The 23,708-nt window shown below is 75.4% G+C and carries 16 protein-coding genes and 2 pseudogenes; 6 read left to right on the forward strand and 12 right to left on the reverse strand.

What is annotated here, in order from left to right; all coding sequences use genetic code 11:
• Positions 1 to 25: 25 nt before the first annotated feature.
• The 9 genes and pseudogenes from ACZ6O2_RS15845 to ACZ6O2_RS15885 form a co-directional block, all read right to left on the reverse strand.
• The gene (locus ACZ6O2_RS15845) at positions 26 to 1,216 is read right to left on the reverse strand and encodes an acyl-CoA dehydrogenase family protein (protein ID WP_466023324.1); all 1,191 of its coding nucleotides are present in this window, start codon (positions 1,214 to 1,216) and stop codon (positions 26 to 28) included.
• A 16-nt stretch (positions 1,217 to 1,232) separates the two neighbouring features.
• Positions 1,233 to 3,200 carry an acetyl/propionyl/methylcrotonyl-CoA carboxylase subunit alpha gene (locus ACZ6O2_RS15850; protein WP_466023325.1) on the reverse strand — a complete coding sequence of 656 codons (1,968 nt, stop codon included), beginning with the start codon at positions 3,198 to 3,200 and terminating at the stop codon, positions 1,233 to 1,235.
• Positions 3,201 to 3,271: 71 nt separating this feature from the next.
• Positions 3,272 to 4,873, reverse strand: coding sequence for an acyl-CoA carboxylase subunit beta (locus ACZ6O2_RS15855; RefSeq protein WP_466023326.1), 1,602 nt, complete (start codon positions 4,871 to 4,873; stop codon positions 3,272 to 3,274).
• 114 nt (positions 4,874 to 4,987) lie between these two features.
• The gene (locus tag ACZ6O2_RS15860) at positions 4,988 to 6,127 is read right to left on the reverse strand and encodes an acyl-CoA dehydrogenase family protein (RefSeq protein WP_350709483.1); all 1,140 of its coding nucleotides are present in this window, start codon (positions 6,125 to 6,127) and stop codon (positions 4,988 to 4,990) included.
• Entirely contained in the window at positions 6,124 to 7,902 is a 1,779-nt protein-coding gene (locus tag ACZ6O2_RS15865) for an acyclic terpene utilization AtuA family protein (protein ID WP_466023327.1), read from the reverse strand. The genes ACZ6O2_RS15860 and ACZ6O2_RS15865 overlap by 4 nt, the downstream gene beginning before the upstream one ends.
• A gap of 128 nt (positions 7,903 to 8,030) precedes the next feature.
• Positions 8,031 to 8,807: pseudogene (locus tag ACZ6O2_RS15870) on the reverse strand (TIGR03084 family metal-binding protein); the annotation flags it as partial.
• 38 nt (positions 8,808 to 8,845) lie between these two features.
• The gene (locus ACZ6O2_RS15875) at positions 8,846 to 9,451 is read right to left on the reverse strand and encodes a TetR/AcrR family transcriptional regulator (RefSeq protein WP_466023328.1); all 606 of its coding nucleotides are present in this window, start codon (positions 9,449 to 9,451) and stop codon (positions 8,846 to 8,848) included.
• Between the two features lie 362 nt (positions 9,452 to 9,813).
• Positions 9,814 to 10,557, reverse strand: a complete 744-nt coding sequence (locus tag ACZ6O2_RS15880; RefSeq protein WP_466023329.1) for a metallophosphoesterase family protein — start codon at positions 10,555 to 10,557, stop codon at positions 9,814 to 9,816.
• Between the two features lie 250 nt (positions 10,558 to 10,807).
• Entirely contained in the window at positions 10,808 to 11,485 is a 678-nt protein-coding gene (locus ACZ6O2_RS15885; RefSeq protein ID WP_089003062.1) for a Crp/Fnr family transcriptional regulator, read from the reverse strand.
• Positions 11,486 to 11,702: 217 nt separating this feature from the next.
• On the opposite strand from ACZ6O2_RS15885, the gene ACZ6O2_RS15890 reads away from it, so the two are divergent.
• The 6 genes from ACZ6O2_RS15890 (at position 11,703) to ACZ6O2_RS15915 (ending at position 17,158) form a co-directional block, all read left to right on the forward strand.
• Positions 11,703 to 12,365, forward strand: coding sequence for an adenosylcobinamide amidohydrolase (locus ACZ6O2_RS15890; RefSeq protein WP_350709475.1), 663 nt, complete (start codon positions 11,703 to 11,705; stop codon positions 12,363 to 12,365).
• A gap of 56 nt (positions 12,366 to 12,421) precedes the next feature.
• Positions 12,422 to 13,576: a CapA family protein gene (locus ACZ6O2_RS15895; protein WP_350709473.1), complete on the forward strand. Its 1,155-nt coding sequence runs from the start codon at positions 12,422 to 12,424 to the stop codon at positions 13,574 to 13,576.
• 61 nt (positions 13,577 to 13,637) lie between these two features.
• The gene (gene nth / locus ACZ6O2_RS15900; protein ID WP_350709471.1) at positions 13,638 to 14,426 is read left to right on the forward strand and encodes an endonuclease III; all 789 of its coding nucleotides are present in this window, start codon (positions 13,638 to 13,640) and stop codon (positions 14,424 to 14,426) included.
• Positions 14,427 to 14,532: 106 nt separating this feature from the next.
• On the forward strand, positions 14,533 to 15,159 hold the full coding sequence (locus tag ACZ6O2_RS15905; RefSeq protein ID WP_466023359.1) for a TlpA family protein disulfide reductase: 627 nt from the start codon (positions 14,533 to 14,535) through the stop codon (positions 15,157 to 15,159).
• Between the two features lie 64 nt (positions 15,160 to 15,223).
• Positions 15,224 to 15,916, forward strand: coding sequence for an NUDIX hydrolase (locus ACZ6O2_RS15910; protein ID WP_350709469.1), 693 nt, complete (start codon positions 15,224 to 15,226; stop codon positions 15,914 to 15,916).
• Between the two features lie 63 nt (positions 15,917 to 15,979).
• The gene (locus tag ACZ6O2_RS15915) at positions 15,980 to 17,158 is read left to right on the forward strand and encodes a MarP family serine protease (protein ID WP_350709467.1); all 1,179 of its coding nucleotides are present in this window, start codon (positions 15,980 to 15,982) and stop codon (positions 17,156 to 17,158) included.
• Between the two features lie 226 nt (positions 17,159 to 17,384).
• On the opposite strand, the pseudogene ACZ6O2_RS15920 reads toward ACZ6O2_RS15915, so the two are convergent.
• From ACZ6O2_RS15920 to eccCa, 3 genes and pseudogenes are all read right to left on the reverse strand, one after another.
• Positions 17,385 to 18,122, reverse strand: a pseudogene (locus tag ACZ6O2_RS15920) (phosphatase PAP2 family protein); the annotation flags it as partial.
• 138 nt (positions 18,123 to 18,260) lie between these two features.
• Positions 18,261 to 19,643, reverse strand: coding sequence for a type VII secretion-associated serine protease mycosin (gene mycP / locus ACZ6O2_RS15925; protein WP_466023330.1), 1,383 nt, complete (start codon positions 19,641 to 19,643; stop codon positions 18,261 to 18,263).
• A gap of 88 nt (positions 19,644 to 19,731) precedes the next feature.
• Positions 19,732 to 23,691 (reverse strand): type VII secretion protein EccCa, encoded by a 3,960-nt coding sequence (gene eccCa, locus ACZ6O2_RS15930; RefSeq protein WP_466023331.1) that lies wholly within the window; start codon positions 23,689 to 23,691, stop codon positions 19,732 to 19,734.
• Positions 23,692 to 23,708 lie beyond the last annotated feature (17 nt).

The following is a 23,708-nucleotide window of genomic DNA, read 5'->3' on the forward strand; positions in this document are numbered from 1 at the left end:
CGCCCGCCGTACCCCGGCCCCGCCGTCAGTACGACTTGTCCTGGCCGAGGACGTGTTGGGCGACGAAGTTGAGGATCATCTCCCGGCTGACCGGGGCGATCCGGCCGGCCCGTACCGCGCCGAGCAGCGTCGCCACCCCGTACTCGGTGGTCATGCCGGCCCCGCCGTGCACCTGGACGGCGGTGTCGACGGCCAGCGCCGCCGCCTCCCCGGCCGCGTACTTGGCCATGTTGCCGGCCACCCCGGCCTCCAGGTCCCGGCCGGCGTCGTAGAGGGTGGCCGCCTTGTGGATCATCAGCCGGGCCAGCTCGACCTGCACGGCCGCGTGCGCCAACGGGTGCGCGACGCCCTGGTGCGAGCCGATGCTCCGGCCGCCCCAGACCTTGCGGGCGGCGGTGTACTCCGAGGCCCGCTCGATGGCGTACCGGCCGGTGCCGACGCCCATCGCGGCGACCGTGATCCGCTCCGGGTTGAGCCCGGCGAACAACGCCGGCAGGCCGGCGTCCAGGGACTCGCCGACCAGCGCGTCGGCGGGCACCCGCACGTCGTCGAGGTAGAGCAGGAACTGGTTCTCCGGGGACACGATCTCCATGTCCAGCTTGGACCGGGTCAGCCCCGGCGCGTCGGTCGGCACCATGAACAGCGCCGGCTTCAGTTTCTGCGGAGCCGCGTCCCCCGCGCCGGCGTGGCCGTCTTCGACAGCGACCCGCGCCACCACCAGCACGTACGACGCCTCGTCGACGCCGGAGATGTAGCACTTGCGGCCGGAGACCAGCCAGTCGTCGCCGTCGCGGCGGGCCACCGTGCCCAGCCGGTGGAAGTTCGACCCGGCCTCCGGCTCGGTGATGGCGAAGACCACCTTCAGCGAGCCGTCGGCGAAGCCGGGCAGGTAGCGCTTGCGCTGCTCCTCGGTGCCGTGCCTGGCGATCACCGTGGCGGCGATGGCGGGGGAGACCACGAGCAGCAGCAGCGGGCAGCCGGCCGCCGCCAGCTCCTCGCAGACGATGGCCAGCTCGGTGATCCCGCCCCCGCCGCCGCCGTACTCGGTGGGGACGTTGACCCCCAGGTAGCCCAGCCGGCCGGCCTCGTCCCACAGCTCGGTGGTGTGCTGGCCGGCCTTGGCCCGGGTGACGAAGTAGTCGTGGCCGTACCGCCGGCCCAGCGCGCGGACCGCGTCGCGGAGCTGGTCCTGCTCGGGGGTGAGGTCGAAGTTCATCGCGGGGCCTCCAGGATCACTCGGGGTCGACCACGGCCAGCACGGTGCCCGTGTCGACCTGCCCGCCGGCGGGCACCGGCAGCTCGGCGACCACACCGCCGGTCGGGGCGAGCACGGGATGTTCGAGCTTCATCGCTTCCAGGGTCAGCAGCAGGTCGCCGGCCGCCACCCGCTGGCCGACCTCGACGTGCACCCGGGTCACCGCGCCGGGCAGCGGCGCGACCAGCGACCCGGCCGCCAGCTCCGCGGTGGGCTCCGGGAAGCGCGGCAGCTCGGCCAGGCCCGCCGCCCCGTCCGGGCCGTCCACGAAGACCGCCGACCCGGCCCGGCGTACGCGGTAGGCCCGCCGCACCCCGTCGACGTCGAGCACCACCCGGTCGGGGGCGGCCTCGACCAGGCTGACCGGGTGGTCGATCGCGGGATCCGTGGACCACTCGGCGAGCGCGCCGGTGCGGTCCAGCCGGTAACGGACCTCGATCTCGCCACCGCCGGGGCCGGAGAAGCGGGCGACCTGGGGAAACGCCGGCACGTTCCGCCAGCCGGAGGGGAGCCCGGCCAGCGTCGGCGCGGCGGCGCGGCGGCCGGCGGCACCCGTGAGGGCGGCGGCCAGCGCCGCGAGCGGCAGCCGGTCGGCCGGCAGCAGCGGGGCGAGGACCTCGGGGTGCCGGTCGAGGAAGCCGGTGTCGAGCTCGGCGGCCTGGAAGTCGTCGCTGCGCAGCACCCGGACCAGCAGGTCCCGGTTGGTGGTGACGCCGTGCAGTTCGGCGCGGGCCAGTGCGCCCGCCAGCGCCCGGGTCGCCTCGGCCCGGGTCTGCCCCCAGGCGACCAGCTTGGCCAGCATCGAGTCGTAGTGGACGCCGACCGGCGAGCCGTCGACCACGCCGGAGTCGAGCCGCAGGCCCGGGCCGGGCAGCGGGCCGAACTCGGCGGACACCCCGGGCACCGCGATCCGGTGCAGGGTGCCGGTCGCCGGCCGCCAGCCCTGCGTCGGGTCCTCGGCACAGAGGCGTACCTCGATCGCGTGGCCGCGGGTCGGCGGCGTCGCCGCCAGCGGCAGCGGCCCGCCCTCGGCGACGAGCAGTTGCAGGCGCACCAGGTCCAGCCCGGTGACCGCCTCGGTGACGGGGTGTTCGACCTGGAGTCGGGTGTTCATCTCCAGGAAGAAGAACTCCCCGGTCGGGGCGAGCAGGAACTCCACCGTGCCCGCGCCGACGTAGTCGACCGCCCGGCCGGCCGCGAACGCCGCCTCGTGCAGCCGCCGGCGCAGGTCCGCCGGGACGACCGCCGGGGCCTCCTCGACGATCTTCTGGTGCCGGCGCTGGATCGAGCACTCCCGCTCGCCGAGGGCGACGATCGTACCGTGCGCGTCGCCGAAGATCTGCACCTCGACGTGCCGGCCCCGCTCGACGTACCGCTCGACGAAGACCGTGCCGTCGCCGAACGCCGCCGCCGCCTCGCGGCGCGCGGAGGCGACCGCCTCGGCCAGGTCGGCGGCGTCGCGGACGACGCGCATCCCGCGCCCGCCGCCGCCGGCCGCCGCCTTCACCAGCACCGGGAAGTCCGTGATCTCGTCGGCGTCGGTCCAGGTGGGGAGCATCGGCACGCCCGCCTCGGCGAGCAGCGCCTTCGCCGCCACCTTGTCGCCCATCGCGGCGATCGCCTTGGCCGGCGGGCCCACCCAGGTCAGCCCCGCGTCGGTGACCGCCGTGGCGAACTCGGCGTTCTCGGCGAGGAAGCCGTAGCCGGGGTGGACCGCGTCCGCGCCGGCCCGGCGGGCCGCGTCGAGGACCAGGTCGATCCGCAGGTACGTCTCGGCGGGCATGTTCCCGGGCAGCCGGACGGCGTGGTCGGCCTCGGCGACGAACGGCGCGTCGGCGTCGGCGTCGGAGTGCACGGCCACCGTCCCGATGCCGAGCGCCCGGCACGTGGCGAAGACCCGGCGGACGATCTCGCCCCGGTTGGCCACGAGGAGTCGGGTGATCATTCGCGCGGTGCCTGCCTTTCGTTCGCGGCTGCGGGACTCCGCTCCGTTGCGTTCCTCGCGGTCACGGGAGATCACATCCGGAAGACGCCGAAGCCGTCGGCGCCCCGCACCGGGGCGTTGTGGATCGCCGACAGGCAGAGCCCGAGGACGGTACGGGTGTCCCGGGGGTCGATCACCCCGTCGTCGTAGAGCCGCCCGGAGAGGAAGAGCGCGCCGGACTGGGACTCGATCTGCTGCTCGACCATCATCCGCATCGCGGCGTCGGAGTCCTCGTCGTAGTCGCGCCCGCGGGCGGCGGCGGCCTGCCGGGCCACGATGGACAGCACGCCGGCGAGCTGCGCCGGCCCCATCACCGCCGACCTGGCGTTCGGCCAGGTGAACAGGAACCGTGGCTCGTACGCCCGGCCGCACATGCCGTAGTTGCCGGCCCCGTAGGAGGCGCCGAGGTTGACCGTCAGGTGCGGCACGGTCGAGTTCGACACCGCGTTGATCATGAGCGCACCGTGCTTGATGATGCCGCGCTGCTCGTACTCGGTGCCCACCATGTAGCCGGTGGTGTTCTGGAGGAAGACCAGCGGGGTGTCGGCGGCGTTGGCGAGCTGGATGAACTGCGCCGCCTTCTGCGCCTCCTCGCTGAACAGCACGCCCCGGGCGTTGGCCAGCACCCCGACGGGGTAGCCGTGCAGCTCGCCCCAGCCGGTCACCAGGGCGGTGCCGTAGGCCGGCTTGAACTCGTCGAACTCGCTGCCGTCGAGCACCCGGGCCAGCACCTCGCGCGGGTCGAACGGCACCTTCAGGTCGGCGCTGGCGATGCCGAGCAGCTCCTCCGGGTCGTACCTGGGCGGCCGGGGGAACGGGTCGCGCGGCGGTGGCCCCTGCTTGCGCCAGTTCAACCGGCGTACGCACTGCCGGGCCAGCCGGAGGCCGTCCCGCTCGTCGGCGGCGAGGAAGTCGGCCAGGCCGGACGTGCTGGCGTGCATGGCCGCCCCGCCGAGGGACTCGTCGTCGGTGACCTCGCCGGTGGCCATCTTCACCAGCGGCGGCCCGGCCAGGTAGACCTGCGACCGGTCCCGGATCATGACCACGTGGTCGGACATCCCCGGCACGTACGCGCCCCCGGCGGTCGCGTTGCCGAAGACCACGCTGACCGTGGGGATCCTCGCCGCCGAGAGCCGGGTCAGGTCGCGGAACACCCGGCCGCCCGGGATGAAGATCTCCGCCTGGGTGGGCAGGTCGGCGCCGGCCGACTCGACCAGGTTCACCATCGGCAGCCGGTTGGCCAGGGCGATCTCGCCGGCCCGGCGGGTCTTCGCGAGGGACCACGGGTTCACCGCGCCGCCGCGTACCGTCGGGTCGTTCGCGACGACGAGGCACTCGACGCCCTCGACCACCCCGATGCCGGTCACCACGCTCGCCCCGACGGGGAAGTCGGTGCCGTACGCCGCCACCGGGGACAGCTCCAGGAACGGGCTGTCCCGGTCGAGCAGCAGCTCGACCCGTTCCCGGGGCAGCAGCTTGCCCCGCCGGTGGTGGCGGGTCACGTACTTCTCCCCGCCGCCGGCCCGGGCCTGGTCGAGGGCGGCCTCCAGTTCGGCGAGGCGCTCCAGCAGGGCCTCGCGGTTGGCCCGGTGGCCGGGCGAGGACGGGTCGATCGCGCTCCGCAGCGTCGTCACGGAGCATCCTTCGTTCGTGGCTGCGGGGCTCGCGAACCCGGCTCACTCCTCGCACTCACGGAGCATCCTTCGTTCGTGGCTGCGGGGCTCGCAGACCCGGCTCACTCCTCGCACTCACAGGCCCATGCCCTTCGCGATGATCTCGTTCATGATCTCGGTGGTGCCGCCGCCGATGCCGAGGATCCGCGAGTCCCGGTAGTGCCGCTCCACCTCGGCGTCGCGCAGGTAGCCGTAGCCGCCGTGCAGTTGGAGCGCCTGGTCGACCACCTCGGCGCAGGCCGCCACGGCGACGTTCTTCGCCATCGCCACCTCGGTCACCACCGGCTCGCCGGCCGCCACCCGCGCCGCCACCTGGTGCACGTACGCCCGCGCCGCCTCGCTGCGGGTGTGCATCTCGGCCAGCCGGTGCCGGACGAGCTGCCGGCTCGCCAGGGGACGGCCGAACGTGGACCGGTCCCGGCACCAGCGGGCGGCCAGCTCGACGCAGCGCTGCGCGGTCGCGTACGCCTGGGTCGCCAGCGACAGCCGCTCGCTGGCGAAGTTCTGCATGATCGCCAGGAAGGCGGTGTCCTCGGGGCCGATCCGGTTGGTGACCGGCACCCGCACGTCCACGAAGGACAGCTCGGCCGTGTCCGAGCAGTGCCAGCCCAGCTTCTCCAGCCGCCGGCCCACGGTGAAGCCCGGGGTGCCCTTCTCGATCACGAGCAGGCTGAGCGAGCCGGATCCGGGGAAGTCGGTGCAGACGGCGGTGGTGACGAAGTCGGAGCGGACCCCGCTGGTGATGTAGGTCTTCGACCCGTTGACCACGTAGTGGTCGCCGTCCCGCCGTGCGCAGGTGCGGACGGCCGCCACGTCCGAGCCGCCGTCCGGCTCGGTGATCGCCAGCGCGCCGATCATCGTCCCGGCCAGCGTCGGCCGGACGTACCGGTCGATCAGCTCGCCGTCACCGGAGGCCACCATGTGCGGCAGCGCGATGCCGTGGGTGAACAGCGCGGCGACCAGCCCGGACGAGCCGCCGGAGCGGATCACCTCCTCGGTGACGATGATCGAGTCGAGCAGGTCGCCGCCGCTGCCGCCGACCGCCTCCGGGAAACCGACGCCGAGCAGGCCGATCTTCGCGGCCGTCTCGTGCAGCGAGCGGGGCACCTCGCCGGCCCGCTCCCAGTCGTCGAGGTGCGGCAGCACCTCCCGCGTGACGAAGGCCCGGGTCAGCTCCCGGAGCTGCCGCCGTTCCGGGGTGTCGACGATGGTCACGGCTCCTCCCGGGTGGTGGTCGTGCCGGCCGCCCCGGGCGCGAGGTCCGCCGGCAGGTCGACGACCCGGGAGCGGAGCAGCTCGCCGAGCGCCTTGGCCTGCGGGTCGAAGCGGGTGGAGGCGGCCACCCCCTGCCCGAGCAGCCCCCGGACGACGAAGTTGACCGCCCGCAGGTTCGGCAGCTCGTACCGCTCCACGGCCAGCGGGGCGGTCTCCGGCAGCAGTTCGCGCAGGCGGGCCTCGGTGAGCCAGCCGCGCAGCCACGACCACGTCGCGTCGGTGCGGGCCCAGACGCCGAGGTTGGCGTCGCCGCCCTTGTCGCCGGAGCGGGCCCCGACCAGCTCACCGAGCGGCGCGCGCCGGGTCGGTCGGCCGGCCGGCGCGGCGGGCCGCCCCGGGGCGGCCCCGCGTCGGTCACCGGCCGCTGCCGGCTCGGCCGACACGGGCGGGGGCGGGTCGGCGGCGGACGCCGGCCTGTCGGGCGCGCCGGCGGTGCGGGGCGGCGGCGGGACGGGCAGCCGCTCCCCGGTGGGCAGCACCGCGACGTGCGGCACCGCGTCCTGCGGCACGGTGTCGGCGGTGAAGACCCCGTAGGGCGCCGCGTCGCCGGGCAGCGTGGTCAGCGTGCAGCCCGGATAGGAGGCCAGGGCCAGCTCCACCGCGGCCGCCGAGAAGGCCCGCCCGGCCCGCGCCCGGTCGCCGTCCCGCAGGTGTACGTGCAGCAGCGCGCTTGCCGCCTCGGTGTCGGTGGCGTCGGAGTGGTCGGTGCGGGCCAGGGTGAACTCCAGCCCCTCCGTGCCGACCGCCTCCTCGACCTGGCCCCGGACCAGGGCCGCCTTCGCGGGGATGTCGAGCCCGCAGAGGACGAAGGTCATCGAGTTGCGGACGCCGCCGAGGTTGGTGACGCCCACTTTGAGGGTGTCCGGCGGCGGGGCGCCCCGGACGCCGCTCACCCGCACCCGGTCCGGCCCGGCGGCGCTCAGCTCGACCGTGTCGAGCCGGGCCACCACGTCCGGCCCGAGGTAGGCCGGCCCGCCGACCTCGTACAGCAGTTGGGCGGTGACGGTCTCCACGGTGACCGCGCCGCCGGTGCCGGGGTGCTTGGTGATCACGCAGGAGCCGTCCGGGTGCAGCTCCGCGATCGGGAAGCCGGGGCGGTGCCCGCCGTCGGGCAACTCGGTGAAGAAGCTGAAGTTCCCCCCGGTCACCTGCGCCCCGCACTCGACGAGGTGGCCGGCGACGGTCGCCCCGGCCAGCGCGTCCAGGTCGTCGCGCCCCCAGCCGAACCGGGCGATGGCCGGCCCGACCACCAGGGACGCGTCGGTGACCCGGCCCGTGACCACCACGTCGGCTCCGCCGTCCAGGCAGGCGGCGATGCCGTACGCCCCGAGGTAGGCGTTGGCCGTCAGCGCGTCCGGGCGCGGGAGGGCGTCGCCCTCGACGTGGCCGACGCGCACGGTCAGACCGAGCCGGTCGGCGAGCGATCCGATCGCGGCGGCCAGGCCGGCCGGGTTCAGCCCGCCCGCGTTGGTGACGATCCGCACGCCCCGATCCAGGGCGGTGCCGAGGCACCCCTCGAGCTGGCGGAGGAAGGTCTTCGCGTAGCCGAGGGACGGGTCGCGCAGCCGGTCCCGGCCGAGGATCAGCATGGTCAGCTCGGCCAGGTAGTCGCCGGTCAGCACGTCGAGTTCGCCGCCGTCGAGCATCTCCCGCCACGCGCTGAACCGGTCCCCGTAGAAGCCGGAGGCGTTGCCGACGCGCAGCACGCCGCTCATGCCGGTACCTGGCCCGCGCCCGCATCGGCCCCGCCCGCCGCCACCCCGGCGCCGGTGCGGGCCGCCGCGCTGGTGCCGGCCACTCCCGCGCCGGTGCCGGCCGGCGTTCCGGTCGCGCCGGCTCCGGCGGCCTCTGGCGGGCGGCCGGGGCCGGGTGGGCCGGCGAAGGCCTGCGCGACGTCCAGCCACTCGTCGGCGACCGGGCCGGTCGCCGCCAGGGCCAGGTCGGCGCGGTGCCGCCGCTGGGTGACCAGCAGGCAGAAGTCGAGCGCCGGGCCGGTGACCCGGTCGGCGGCCCCGGCCGGCCCGTACGTCCAGGTGTCGCCGTCGGGCGCGGCCAGCTCGACCCGCACCGGCGCCGCCGGCACCGGCCGACCATGGGCGGCGAAGCTGTGGCCGAGGGTGCGGAAGCCGAGGTACGCGACGTGCCGCAGCCGGGCCGTGGCGGGGCGGACGACGCCGAGCGCGTCCGCCACGTCCGCACCGTGCGCCCACGTCTCCATGATCCGGGCGGTGGCCATCGAGGCGGGCGACATCCGGGTGCCGAACCAGGGCAGCTTCCCGCCCTCCGGCACCACGGCCAGCGCGGCGGCGAGCGCGGCCCGGCCGGCACGCCAGCGGGGCAGCAGTTCGGTCTGCGGGGCGAGGAAATCCTCCGCGCCGGCATCGACGAGCCGCGCCGGGTCGGGAGCGGCGGCCACGGACGCGATGAACGCCTCCGGGTCGGTGGCGGCGAGCAGCGCCACCTGGTCGGTCCAGGCGAGGTGGGCGATCTGGTGCCCGATGCTCCAGCCGGCCGCCGGGGTGGGCCGCGCCCAGTCGCCCGGTGACAGGCCGTCCACCAGGCCGTCCAGCTGCTCGGCCTCGTCGGCCAGATCCGCGAGCAGGTCCTTCGGGTCGACCATGGTGCCTCCGGTGCGGGACGGCCCGATCAGGGCGGCGGTCAGGGCGTGAGCAGGGCGGCGAGCTGGCGCTTCCAGGTGTGCAGCAGGACGGTGCGGCGGGACGAGTCGTCGCTGAGCAGGTTGGCCACGCCCAGCCCGCGGAGCAGGTCCAGGGTCGCCTGCACCGCCTCCCGTACGCCCGGGCGGCGCTCGTCCACGTCGAGCAGCGCGACGGTGAGTCGGTGCATCTCGCGGCCCACCCGGGCCTCCAGCGGCAGCAGGGCCTCGCGCAGCTCCCGGTCGGTGCGCGCGGCGACCCACAGTTCGAGGGCGGCGACGAAGAGCGGGCCGGTGAAGGCCGCGCCGAGCAGGTCGATCACCCGGTCGAGGCGCTGCGGGCCGGGCGGCAGCGCCTCGGCTTCGCTGCGCAGCTCCTCGGCCCGGCGTTCGGTGAGGTGCGCGACGGCGGCGGTGACCAGCGCGGCCTTGGTGGGGTAGTGGTGGAGCTGGGCGCCGCGCGAGACGCCGGCGCGGGCCGCGACGACGGTGGTGGTGGTGCCGGCCCAGCCGTGCTCCACCAGGCACTCGACGGTCGCCTCCAGCAGCCGGGCCTGGGTGGCGCGGCTGCGCTCCTGTTGAGGGACGCGGGTCGATGTGGTGGGCACGGGGACAGCGTGCCGCCACCGAAACAAACAGTCAAGACTGACTTTTTCCGGGTCGGCCGGCTGTCGAGCGTCACCTGGCCCGGTCCTGGCCGGCTGGCCGACGTCGGCGGGACCGGCCATCCGGACGTGTCGGGGGTGGGCCTTCGACGGGACCGATCACGCGGTCGTCCGAGGATGCCGGAGCCGGCCGAGGCGACCCCTTTCGCACGCTGTCGAGCTGCCCCGATGGATGGGGCACGGTTCGCCGGAGCGGGCCCGGCGTCGAGGGACCAGGGCCACAGGCAGGCAGGCAGGGCCGCAGGACCGTAGGGCGACAGGGCCGCAGGGCGACAGGCAGGGCCGCAGGCTGCGGGGCTGGCGGCTCAGCGGCCGTCGCGGGGGGCGAACACCGCGAGCGCGTCGGCGTCGCTGTGTCGGGAGCGCAGGTACTCGTCCGCCCACTCGGCGGCGTCGGGGAAGCCCGACTCGGCGGCCACCCGGGCGCAGGCGGCGTCGACGTCGAAACGGGTGCGGCGCAGGTGCACCCCGGGCCCGAGCAGCGCCCAGAAGGCGCCGGGGCCGCCGTAGGGCATCCCGATGCTGCCCGGGTTGACGATCAGCCGCCGGTCGGCCAGCCGGGTGAACGGCATGTGGGTGTGTCCGCAGACCACCGTCCCCACCTCGGCCGGCACCCCGGCGAGCACCTCCGCCCAGCGATCCATCCGGGAGTCGACGAGCACGACCTCCTCGTCGTCGCGGGGCGTGGCGTGGCAGAAGAGCACCGGACCCAGGCCGGCGACCTCCAGGGTCACCGTCAGCGGCAACGCCGCCAGCCGGGCGAGGTGGTCGGCGCGGAGCTGCTCGGCCGCCCAGTTCGAGACGTCGATCGGCGACTTGCGGCCCGCGCGCGCCTCGACCAGTTCGCGGTCGGCGTTGCCGCGCACCCAGCAGACCCGGTCGCCGAGGCCGGCGAGCAGGTCGAGCACCTCGACCGGCTGCGGTCCGGCGGCGATGTCGCCGGTGAGCACGATCAGGTCGGCGGCGGCGACGTCCGGCTCGGCCAGCACGGCCTCCAGCGCGGGCAGCACCCCGTGGATGTCGGAGAGGACGGCGACGCGGTCCAGCATCGCTCCACCATGCCCACCGACCCGGCCGGAGTCCAGCGATTCTGCCCCCGGCAGACCGGCAGACCGGAAGACCGGAAGACCGGAAGACCGGAAGACCGGCAGGCCGACAGACCGGCAGTCGGGCAGTCGGGCAGACAACAGTCGGGGTTCCGGTGGCTGCGGGGCCCGAACGCGAACCGGCCCGGCCGCGGGCGTGCGGTCCGGACCGGTGTTGCCGAGGCGGCCGGGGTGGACCCCGGCCGTGGCGGCGTCAGACGCGGGCGCGGCGGGCCAGGCGCTCCGGGTCGAGGATGATGATGCTCTTGCCGTCCAGGCGCAGCCACCCGCGCGAGGCGAAGTCGGCCAGCGCCTTGTTGACGGTCTCCCGGGAGGCGCCGACGAGCTGGGCGATCTCCTCCTGGGTGAGGTCGTGGGTCACCCGGAGCACGCCGCCGTCGCGGGTGCCGAAGCGGCCGGCCATCTGGAGCAGGTTCTTGGCGACGCGACCGGGCACGTCGGTGAAGATCAGGTCGGCCAACGAGTCGTTCGTCCGCCGCAGCCGGCGGGCGAGCACCCGGAGCAGCTGCTCGGCGATCTCCGGCCGGTTGTTCAGCCACGGGCGCAGGGCCTGCTTGCGCAGCCGCACCAGCCGGGTGTCGGTGACCGCGGTGGCCGTCGCCGTACGCGGGCCGGGGTCGAAGAGCGACAGCTCGCCCACCATGTCCGACGGGCCCATCACGGCGATCAGGTTCTGCCGGCCGTCGGCCGCCCGGCGACCCACCTTGATCTTGCCGGACAGCAGGATGTAGAGACTGTCGCCGGGCTCGCCCTCGTTGAAGACGATCTCGCCCTTGCGGACCTCGAGCGTCTCCATCTCCTTGGCGAGCGCCTCGGCAGCCTCCGGGTCGACGCCCTGGAAGATCCCGCTGCGGGCCAGTACCTCGTCCATCGCGCACCTCCACCTGCGCGTGCCGTCCGTCGGCCGGGTCCGCCGTCCGCTGATCCCTCGCGCGTGGCCAGTCTAGGCGCACGTGAGCTGGAATCCGAGGTGCACCCCTGGAATCTTGATCGTTGGGCGTAACCCGCCCGACGTGATCAAGCAGTAAGATCGCGCGCCCGTCCCGGGCGCCGGCGGGCCGGCGGGCGCCGGGTCGTAGGGTCACCGCGTGCTGAGCGAACCCGTGCTGACCGCCCGTCGGGAGGACGGTCGGGACGTCCCGCTGCTGGTCTGGCGCGCCGACCGCCCGCTGCGCGCGGTGAGTTCCGCGCCGCTGGGCGGCGGGATCGGCGTCCGGCGCTGGGTCGTCAACGCGACCGTACCCATGTCGTACGACCGGGACGACCCGGCCGACCACCTGGCCGCACTGGCCGGCGGGCTCGACCTCGACGGGCCCGGGGTGGGCCTGCTGACCGGGGTGGACGTCGCCGAGGTGGTCGCCCGCACGGACACCGGGGTGCGGGTCTGGGCCACCGTCGGCCTGGGCACCCCGGTCTGGGCGGCCGAGCCCGCCCCGGCGGCGCCCGGCCAGCGGGTCGGCACGGTCAACATCGTGGTGTACGTCCCGGCCCGGCTCGGCGACGCTGCCCTGGTCAACGCGGTGGCGACCGCCACCGAGGCGAAGGCGCAGGCGATCGCGGAGCTGGGCGTGCCGGGCACCGGCACCCCCACCGACGCCGTCACCGTGCTCTGCCCGCTCGACGGCCCGGAGTCGGCGTACGGCGGACCGCGCTCCACCTGGGGAGCCCCGCTGGCCCGGGCCGTGTACGCCGCCGTGACGGCCGGTGGGGCGGGCACCGTGGTCCCGTGGTCCGATCGGCCGACTGGCTGAACATCCGTCCGATCGGGTCTCGTCCCGGCGTTGCATACCCGATAGGGTCGCGCTCGATGTACGCTGCCGCCTCCCCTCCGCCCCGCCGCGTCGCACTCGCCCTGGGCGCGCTGCTCGCCGTCCTGCTCGCCGCCGGCTGCGGCCAGCCCGGGTCCGGGGGCGACCCCGTCTGGCAGCCCGGCGCGGGTGCCGGCGGCACCGGCGCCCCGGTCCGGTCCAGCCAGCCCGCGAAGCCCGCAGAGCAGGCGATCTCTCTCTCCGCGACCGGCGACATCATCATGGGCAACGCGCCGAACCGGCTGCCCGCCAACGGTGGCAAGGGCTTCTTCGACTCGGTCGAGAAGGCGCTCGCCGCCGACCTGGTGATGGGCAACCTGGAGGAGCCGCTCACCGTCGACACCGGCACCGGCAAGTGCGGCCCGAACTCGACCCGCTGCTTCCAGTTCCGTGCCCCGCCGGACTACGCGGCGCACCTGCGCGACGCCGGCTTCGACCTGCTCAACCAGGCCAACAACCACGGCTACGACTACGGCCCGAAGGGCTACGAGAACACCCAGAAGGCGCTGGAGAAGTACGACCTCGCGCACACCGGGGCGCCCGACCAGATCACCGTGGTCGACGTCAAGGGGGTCAAGGTCGCGGTCGCCGGCTTCTCGTCGTACGTCTGGTCCAACAGCCTCGTCGACATCGCCGAGGCGAAGCAGGTGATCGCCAAGGCGGCCGGTCAGGCCGACGTGGTCGTGGTGCAGGTGCACATGGGCGGCGAGGGGGCCGACAAGACCCGGGTGCGGCCGGGCACCGAGATGTTCCTCGGCGAGAACCGGGGCGACCCCGTCAAGTTCTCCAAGGCGATGATCGACGCGGGGGCGGACCTGATCGTCGGGCACGGCCCGCACGTGCTGCGCGGCATGGAGTTCTACAAGGGCCGGCTGATCGCGTACAGCCTGGGCAACTTCGCCGGCGGGGGCAACTCGCTGAGCAACACCGGCCGGCTCGGCTGGGGCGGGGTGCTCAAGGTGTCGCTGAAGCCGGACGGCAGCTGGGCCGGGGGCTCGTTCGTCTCGACGTACATGAACTCCGCCGGCAAGCCGACGATGGACGGCGACGACCGCGGCCTGGGCCTCGTGAAGCAGCTCACCCGCAGCGACTTCCCGGAGACCGGCGCCCGGTTCGACGACTCCGGGGCGATCAGCCCGCCGCAGGGCGGCTGACCGGGCGGCGCGGGCGCGTGGCCCCGGCGTCCGGTCACACCGGCGACGTAGGCTGGCCGGCGTGACCACCAGCTCCTCCGGCTTCACCGAGACCGACCTCGGGCGTACGCGCCGCGCCCGGCGGATCGGCCGGGCGCTGACCGAGACCCACCCCGACGCGCACTGTGAACTCGACCACTCCAGCCCCCTGGAGCTGGCCGTCGCGACGATCCTCTCCGCGCAGTGCACGGACAAGAAGGTCAACGAGGTCACCCCGAAGCTCTTCGCCCGCTACCCGACCGCCGCCGACTACGCCGGGGCGGACCGGACGGAGATGGAGGAGCTGATCCGGCCCACCGGCTTCTACCGCAACAAGACCGACTCCCTGATCAAGCTCGGCCAGGCCCTCGTCGAGCGGTACGACGGCCGGGTCCCCGGCAAGCTCGTCGACCTGGTGACGCTGCCCGGCGTCGGCCGCAAGACCGCCAACGTCATCCTCGGCAACGCCTTCGGTGTGCCCGGGATCACCGTCGACACCCACTTCGGGCGGCTGGTGCAGCGCTGGCGGCTGACCGCCGAGACCGACCCGGTGAAGATCGAGCACGCGATCGGGGCGCTCTTCCCCCGGCGGGACTGGACCATGCTGTCGCACCGGGTGATCTTCCACGGCCGGCGGGTCTGCCACGCCCGCAAGCCGGCCTGCGGCGCGTGCACGCTGGCGAAGCTCTGCCCGTCGTACGGCACCGGGCCGACCGAGCCGGCGGCGGCCGCGCGGCTGCTCAAGGGCCCCCGCGCCCGGGACCTGGCGGTGGCCGCGGGGGTCGACCCGGAGCTGGTGCCCGTCCAGGCCGTCGTGGCGGAGGCACCGTGAGCGCGAGGAGTGAGCCGGTGTTGCGAGCCCCGCAGTCGCGAACCACGGTGAACCGATGAGCGCGAGGAGTGAGCCGGTGTTGCGAGCCCCGCAGGCGCGAACCACGGTGAACCGCCGACTCGTTGCCCTGCTCGTGCCCGTGCTGCTGGCCGTGGGCGGGTGCACCGCCGGCAACGGCACCGAGGAGGAGAGCGCCCCGACCGGCCGCCAGGAGGCCGCCGCGAACCGGCCGTCGCCGTTCCAGGACTGCACGGCGCTCGGCACCCCGCCCGCGTCCGGCGCCCCGGCGTCGGCGTCCGGGGGTGCGGGGCAGGCGCTGCCCGACCTGACCCTGGACTGCTTCACCGGCGGCGCGCCGGTCGCCCTCCGGGAGCTGCGCGGCCCGGCCGTGGTCAACGTCTGGGCCTCCTGGTGCCCGCCCTGCCGCGACGAACTGCCCGCCTTCCAGCGGCTCAGCGACCGGGCCGCCGGCCAGCTCCGGGTGATCGGGGTGAACAGCGGGGACAGTCGCGAGGGTGCCCAGGCCATCGGCGAGGACTTCGGGATCCGTTTCCCGGTGCTGGTCGACCGGGGCGAGCGGCTGAAGCAGGAGTTGAGGCGCAAGGCCATCCCCCTGACCGTCTTCGTCGACGGGCAGGGCAACGTCCGGCACGTCGACTCCTCCGGCACGCTCGACGACGCCCGCCTGGCGGAACTGGTCCGGCAGCACCTCGGCCTGACGGTGCCGGCGTGAGCCGCGGGCGCGCAGGTGCGGGCGGGCGCCGCCGGTGGGCGCGGTGGGGCGCGGAGGTGACGGCGTGAGCCGACAGCCGCCGGGCTGGCTCGACCCGCTGCTCGCCCGGCTCGGCAGTGCGCGCAGCGAGGACTTCACCAGGCTGGCCACCCCGGAGACCGGCGGGCGGGAGAGCGCCGTGCTGGTGCTGCTCGGCGAGGAGCCCGGCGCCGGCCCGGACGTGCTGATCCTCCAGCGGGCGGCCACCCTGCGCAACCACGCCGGCCAGCCGGCCTTCCCCGGCGGCGCGGCCGACCCGGAGGACGCGGACGCCCTGGCGACCGCGCTGCGCGAGGCCAACGAGGAGGTCGGCCTCGACCCGGCCAGCGTCACCGTCCTGGCCGAGCTGCCGAAGCTCTGGATCCCGGTCAGCGACTTCGTGGTCACCCCTGTGCTCGCCTGGTGGCACGCCCCGCACCCGGTGCACCCCCGGGAGCCGGCCGAGGTGGCGCACGTGGCCCGGCTGCCGGTCAGCGAGCTGGTCGACCCGGAGAACCGGATGCGCGTACGCCACCCGAGCGGCTGGATCGGCCCGGCGTTCTCGGCGCGCGGGATGCTCGTCTGGGGCTTCACCGCCGGGGTCCTGGCCGCCCTGCTGGAGATGGGCGGCTGGGCCCGCCCGTGGCCGCGCGACCGGGTCGTCGACCTGCCGCCGACCGGGGCCACCCCGGCGCCCTCGGCCGGTACGGACGCGGTGGACGAGACTCCGGTGCGCTGAACGGACGGTCACCTTCCGCACGCGATGGTAATTTCGCGGGCCGGGTGCCCGTACGCTTGACGCGTGTCCGCCGTGGATCTCGTACTGCTGCTGCTCATGCTCGTGTTCGCGATCAGCGGATACCGCCAGGGCTTCGTCATCGGGGTGCTGTCGTTCAGCGGCTTCTTCCTGGGCGCGCTGGTGGGTCTCCAGGTCGGGCCGCTGCTGGCGCAGCAGTTCGTCGACAGCGGCACCCGCGTGCTGATCTCCCTGGTGGCGGTCTTCGGGCTGGCGGTGGTCGGCCAGGCGCTCGCCGGCTGGGTCGGTTCCCACCTGCGCAAGGTGATCACCAGCGACGTGGGCAGGCGGGCCGACGACGTCGGCGGGGCGTTCGTCTCGCTCTTCGCCGTGCTGCTGGTCGCCTGGCTCGTCGCGGTGCCGCTGGGCTCGTCGTCACTGCCCTGGCTGGCCTCCTCGGTCCGCAACAGCGCGCTGCTCACCGTGGTGGACCGGGTCCTGCCGGACCAGGCGCAGCAGCTCTCCACCGCGCTGCGGGACACCGTCGACACCAACGGCTTCCCCGACGTCTTCGGCGACCTGGCGCCCACCCGCGCCCGGCAGGTGTCCCCGCCCGACCCGGCGCTCGCCGGCTCGCAGGTGGTGGTCAACAGCCAGCGGTCGGTCGTCAAGGTGCTCGGCTCCGCCCCGAGCTGCTCGCGCCGCATCGAGGGCTCCGGCTTCGTCTACGCGGACGACCGGGTGATGACCAACGCGCACGTCGTCGCCGGCACCCGCTCCACGGTCGTCGAGCTGAACGGCGACCGGTACGACAGCAAGGTGGTCGTCTACGACCCCGATCGGGACCTGGCCGTGCTGCACGTGCCCGGGCTGCCCGGCCCCTCGATGCGCTTCGCCGCCGGCAACGCGGGTAGCGGCGCGGACGCCATCGTGCTGGGCTTCCCGCTCGACGGGCCGTACAACGCCCAGTCGGCGCGGGTCCGGGACGTCGACCGGATCACCGGGCCGGACATCTACTCCGCCGGCAACGTGACCCGGGAGATATACACGATCCGGGCGCTCGTGCAGAGCGGCAACTCCGGCGGCCCGCTGGTCTCGTCGAACGGGCTGGTCCTCGGGGTGATCTTCGCGGCGGCGGCCGACGACCCGAACACCGGGTTCGCGGTGACCGCGGCCGAGGCCCGCCCGGTCGCCCTGGCCGGTGCCGAGCGCACCCGCGCCGTCGGCACCGGCGAGTGCACCTGACCGCTGCCCGCCGGGTCGCGGGGGCGACGGGAGGCATCCCGGTCGGCGTCGGCGCGGAGACCCGTCAGCGCGGTGCCACACCGCCCGCCGGCCCGGGTTCCGACGGCGGTCCCGGGCGCCCGGCGCGCGCCGGCCCATGTCCTGACGGCCGTTCCCGGCGGTCGGCACCCGATGGGCCGGGCTCTGCCGGCCGGCCCGGGCCGTCCGCGTCCGGCGGGCGCTGCCCGCGTCGGGCCGGGCGGCCGGGCGGGGTGGCCCGCCAGACGGTGAGGGCGGCGGCGGTCGCGGCGACCACGGCCACGCCGAGGAGCCAGCCGGCCAGCACGTCGCTGGTCCAGTGCACGCCGAGGGCGACCCGGCTGAAGCCGGTCACCAGGGCGAGCAGCAGCGCGGCCGCGACCACCAGCCGGCGGGCGACCGGCCCGGCGTGCGGGAGGAACACCACCAGCAGCACCCCGGCGGCCAGGGCGGCGTTGAGCGCGTGCCCCGACGGGAAGGCCAGGCCGGGCGCCTGGGCCACCGGGTCGGGCAGGTCGGGCCGCGACCGGCCGAAGAGCAGCTTGAGCAGTGGGCTGAGCAGGCCGCCCACCGTCATCGTGACGGCGACCCAGACCGCCAGTTGCCGGGCCCCCCGCCCCACCAGCCAGAGGACCAGGACCAGTGCGCCGACACGCAGCGGCATCGGGGCGAACACGTCGGTCCAGAGGGACATCAGGCGTACCCACGCCGGGTGGTCGGCGGCGTAGCCGGCCAGCGCGTCGGTCACCGCCGTGTCCAGCCGGCGTAGCGGGGGCCAGTCTCCCAGGACCAGGAGCGCCAGCAGCGTGAACGGCACCACCACCAGGAACGCGGCCCCGACGGCGAGGGTGAGCCGCAGGCCGCGGGAGTGGTCCGGGTGCAGGCGGCGGCTGCGCCACGAGGGTCGCGGCGGCGCGGCGAGGGTACGCGGGCCCGACGTGCTCATGGCATCTGTTCTACCCGGGACACGGGCCGGTCAGACGCGGACCGGGCAGTCGGATCGCCCTCGCCGTGCGGGTGCTGGTCGGGTCGGCCCGGCCGCCGCCCCAACCCGCCGGCCCGAACTGCCAACTCGCCCGCCGGCTCAGCTCGCGGGCGGGCGGCGCTCCACCCGGGCCGGGCGACGCGGGGCGGCCAGCGGGGTCCACTGGCGGAACCGGCGCACCATCAGCGCGGCCCCGGTGAGCAGGGCGACGAAGAGGGCGGCCCCGGTCCAGAGCCGCTCCGGCGTGGCCTCCTCGTGGGTGCCCGCCGGCTGCGCCGCCCAGCGGGTCTGCCCGCGCGGCACCGTGAAGCCGAGCTGGTCGCTGCCGGCCCCGGAGACGTCGGCCTGCGCCGAGCCGGGCGCGGGACCGAACCCGACCACGCCGGGCGAGGACTGGTCGTCGAGCGGGTTGCGGCCCACCGGGGTCACCTCGGCGTCCAGCGCGGCGACCGGGTCGACCAGGCCGTATCCGAACTGGTCGTCCCGACCGGTCGGGCCGATGTCGCGGGCGGTGGTCAGCAGCCGGTTCACCACGTCGCCGGCGGACAGCCGCGGGTAGCGGGCCCGCACCAGCGCGGCGGTGGCGGCGACCAGCGGCGCCGCGAAGCTCGTGCCCTGCACGCGCCAGTAGCCGCCGGGGCGGGCCCCGACCAGGCCGGTGGCCGGGGCGGCGAGCACCGTGGCCTGCCCGGTGATCGACCCGGACCAGAGGTCGTCGCTGTCGCGGTCCAGCCCGGCGACCGCGATCACGCCGGGCTCCCGGGCCGGGTACCAGACCTCTGAGCTGGATGAGGCGGCCACGTTGCCGGTGCAGGCGATCACCACCACGTCCCGGGCGAAGGCGTAGTCGATCGCGGCGGCCAGGGCGGCGCTGTCGCCGCTGCCGCCGAGGGACAGGTTGATCACCTGGGCGCCGTTGTCCACGGCCCAGCGCACACCCTTGGCGACGATCATCGCGTCGTCGTAGCGGTTCTCGGCGTCGAGGACACGGACCGGAAGGATCCGGGCTTCCGGCGCGAGGCCGACCGCGCCGCGCTTGTCGTCGTTCCGCCCGGCGATCAGCCCGGCCACGGTCGTGCCGTGGCCGACCGGGTCGGGCTCGTCGGCGGAGCCCCCGGGGTCGACCAGGTCGAGGCCGGGCAGCACCTGACCGGCCAGGTCGGGGTGGGAGGCGTCCACCCCGGAGTCGATCACCGCGACGGTGACCCCGCGCCCGGTCGAGCTGCGCCAGGCCGCCTTCGCCTGCAACGCGTCGAGCTGCCACTGCTCGTCGCGGATCTGGTCGGGGCGGCTCTGGCTGTCGGTGGGCGCGAGCGGCACCGGGACGGCGGCGGCCGGCCGGGCGGCGGCGACCGGTCGGGGGGCGGCGTCGGCCGGGGTGACCGGCCCGGCGACCGAGGCGACGGCGGCCGCCACCCCGAGCAACGCGCGTCCGGCGATCCGCCGGCCCGCCGGCGGACAGCTGTGCCGCACCGTGGTCACATCCTCAAGCCGTTCATCCCAGACGCAAACATGACGATCGGAGATTACCGGTTCCCCGCGGCCTTGCGGGGCGATCCGGGGACACCCGTCACGGCGACGGCAGATACGCCAGCTGGACCAGCCGTACGCCCTCGCGCCGGGTGACGAGCCGGCCGCGTCCCGGGGGCAGCGGACCGGGCCGGACCGGGCCGACCAGCGCCCCCTCGTCCGGGCTGCCCGCCATCACCAGCCCGGCCGTGGACAGCTCGCGGAGGCGCTGCACGATCGGCTCGTACTGGGCCCGGCCGGCGCCGCCGGAGCGCCGGACGAGCACCAGGTGCAGCCCGACGTCCCGGGCGTGCGGCAGGTGCTCCTCCAGCGCGCGCAGCGGGTTGGCCGGCCCGCCGGCGACGAGGTCGTAGTCGTCCACGAGCACGAACAGCTCCGGCCCGGACCACCACGACCGCTCCCGCAGTTGCGCGGGGGTGACCTCCGGCCCGGGAGCCCGGCCGTGCATGTAGCCGGCGGCCGAGTCGATCAGCTCGGTGGTGTGCGCCGCGGCGGAGCCGTACCCGATCAGGTGTGGGGCCTCGGTGAGGTCCGACAGGCTGCGCCGGTAGTCGACCAGGATCACCCGGGCCTGCTCGGGGGTGAACCGGGTGATGATCGAGGTGGCCAGCGCGCGCAGGAACGACGACTTGCCGCACTCGGCGTCGCCGAAGACCACGAAGTGCGGCTCGGTGGCGAAGTCCAGCACCACCGGGCGCAGGTCCGCCTCGGCGATCCCGACCGGGATGCGCAGGCCGGTGGTCGAGGTCAGGTCCAGCTCGGCGTACGGGAGCACCGGCGGCAGCAGCCGCACCGGGGGCGCGGCCGGCCCCGTCCAGTTCCCGGCGACCTGCTTGACGAGATCGGTGGTGTCCCCGCCGGAGGCGGCCAGCAGCGGCAGCGCGGTGAGGAAGTGCAGGCTCTCCGCGGTGACGCCCCGGCCGGGGGTCTTCTCCGGTACGTTCGTCGCCGCCCGGCGGGCCACCAGCGAGTCGGACGGGTCGCCGAGGCGCAGCTCCAGCCGGGAACCGAAGAGGTCCCGGATCGCCGGCCGGAAGTCCAGCCAGCGCACCGCCGTCGCCACCACGTGCACCCCGTACGACAGGCCGCGGGTGGCCAGGTCGGTGACGAGCGGCTCCAGGTCGTCGTACTCGCCGCGCAGGGTGGCCCAGCCGTCCACCACCAGGAACACGTCGCCGAACGGGTCGGCGCCCGGCTGGCCGGTGCCGGCCGCCGCGGCCCGCCGCTGTCGCCAGGCGGCCATCGACTCCACGCCCAGCTCGGCGAAGCGGCGTTCCCGGTCGACCAGCAGGGTGGCGATCTCGCCGACCGTACGCCGGACGGCCGTCGGGTCGGCGCGGCCGGTGACGCCCCCGACGTGCGGCAGGTCGCGCAGCGCGGCCAGCCCGCCGCCGCCGAAGTCGAGGCAGTAGACCTGCACCTCGGCCGGGGTGTGGGTGAGCGCCAGCGCGCAGATCAGCGTGCGCAGCGCCGTCGACTTGCCGCTCTGCGGCCCGCCGACGACCGCGACGTGCCCGGCGGCGCCCTCCAGCGACAACCAGAGCAGGTCGCGGCGCTGCTCGAAGGGCTTGTCGACCACCGCCACCGGCACCTGCAACGCGCCGTGCAGCTCCGGGTTGCCGAAGGCGAGCCCGCGCGCCGGGTCGGCGGCGACCGGCCCGAGCAGCTCGTCCAGCGCCGGCGCCCGCCCGAGCGGGGGCAGCCAGACCTGGTGCGCGGGCGGGCCCTGGCCGGCCAGCCGGTCGACCATCAGCTCCAGCAGGCTCCCGGTGTCGCCCTCGTCGGCCGAGGCGGTCAGCGCGGGCGGCCCGACCGGCTCCGGCTTCGGCACGAGGTGCGTGGAGAAGGCGAGCAGGCGCGGGGCTCCCGCGCCGCCCGCGCCCGGTGCCGCGTCGCGTCGGCGGAGCACCCCGGAGACGTACGCGGCCTTGAACCGCACCAGCGGCTCGGTGCCGAAGCGCAGGTAGCCGTGCCCGGGGGAGCGGGGCAGCTCGTGCGCGTCCGGCACGCCGAGCACCGTCCGGGACTCCAGCGCGGAGAAGGTCCGCAGCCCGATCCGGTACGACAGGTGGGTGTCCAGCCCGCGCAGCCGCCCCTCCTCCAGCCGCTGCGAGGCCAGCAGCAGGTGGACGCCGAGCGACCGGCCCAGCCGGCCGATCTGCACGAAGAGGTCGATGAAGTCGGGCTTGGCCGAGAGCAGCTCGGAGAACTCGTCGCAGATCAGCAGCAGCGACGGCAACGGGGCGAGCGGGGTGCCGGCGGCGCGGGCGCGTTCGTAGTCGCGCAGGCTGGCGAAGTTGCCGGCCCGGCGCAGCAGCTCCTGGCGGCGGACCAGCTCGCCGTTGATCGCGTCGACCATCCGGTCGACCAGCGGGAGCGCGTCGGCCAGGTTGGTGATCACCGCGGCGGTGTGCGGGAGCCGGTCGAAGGAGGCGAACGTGGCGCCGCCCTTGAAGTCGATCAGCACGAAGTTGAGCTGCTCCGAGCTGTGCGTGGCGGCCAACCCGAGCACCAGCGTGCGCAGCAGCTCCGACTTGCCGGAGCCGGTCGCCCCGATCAGCAGGCCGTGCGGCCCCATCCCGTCCTGCGCCGACTCCTTGAGGTCCAGCTCGATGGCGCCGCCGTCGGTGCCCACCCCGATCGGCACCCGCAGCCGCTCCCGGGCGGAGCGGGGCGCCCAGCCCTGCTCGGCGGTGAAGCCCGCCGGGTCGCCGAGACCGAGCAGCTCGGGCAGGCCCGGCTCGGCGCCCGGCGGGGCGTCCGGGCCGCGTACGGCGGTGGCCAGCCGCAGCGGGGCCAGCCGTCGGGCGATCGCCTCGGCGTCGACCGGGTCGAGCCGGTCCGCCGTGCCCACCTCGGCGTGCCCCTCGGCGGAGTGGGAGTGCAGCCGGCCGTGGCGCAGCTCCAGCAGCAGCGCGAACCGGTCCAGCAGGCGCGGCGGCGGGGTGTCCAGGTCGATCACCGTCACCGCGTCGATGCCGCCGTCCCCGGTCAGGTCGGTGGCGCCGGTCAGGTCGCCCCCGTCGAGCACCACCACCACGTGCGGGCCGTCGGTGGCGGGCCCGGCCGGGCTGAACCGGGACCGGCTGGCCAGCACCTCGTCGAGCAGCCGTTCCAGCTCGGCCGCCGCGCTGGTGACCAGCCGCACCGGGCCGAGGGCATCGGTGCGGGTGGGGTGGTGGGCGTGCGGCAGCCACTTGACCCACTCCCAGGCGGCCCGCCGCTCCGGCCCGGCGCAGACCGCGACGAGCAGCTCGTCCGGGGCGTGGAAGACCGCGAGCTGGGCGAGCATCGCCCGGGCCAGCGCCTGGCCGGCCGACCCGTCGCCCGGACCGCCGGTGGCGTCCCGGACGAAGACCCGGGCGAAGCTGCGCAGCGAGAGTGCCACCGGCAGGTCGGGCACCACGGAGTACGCGTCCAGGAACCGGCGCAGCGCGCCCGCCGTCATCGGCTCCAGCTCCTCGAGCGGGCGGGTGACCGGCGGGACCAGCGGGGTCGCGAGGGTCTGCGGGCCGACGGCGACCCGGACCACCGCGAAGTCCGGGTCGGCGGGGCGCCGTTCCCAGACCCGGTGGCTGTCGACGGTCGACCAGAGCCGGCCGGGATCTGGGTGCCGGTAGTAGAGCCCGGCGCGCTGCTGCCCGGCGGTGTGCCGGACCCGGCGGCGCAGCGCGGTCAGGTGCCGCAGGTAGTCCCGCCGGGCGGCCATCATCTCCGACTTCTTCGGGGTGCCCGAGGCGCTGCCCCACGAGGTCACCAGCATGGCCAGCGAGGAGAGCCCGAACATGGCCCCGACCACGTACGAGTACGCCCCGCCGCCGCGACCGAACATCATCGCCATCGCCACCGTGCCGCCGAGCATCGGCAGCACCATCAGCAGCTGCTGCCAGCGCCCGCCGGCGACGGCGGGGATCTCCGGCGGCGCGTCCACCGGCAGCTCGCCGACCGGGATCTCCGGCGCCGGACGTCGGGGTGGCCGCTTGATGACGACGGTGGACACTCGACCTCCTGACAGCG

The sequence above is a fragment of the Micromonospora sp. NPDC048040 genome, assembly GCF_055587185.1.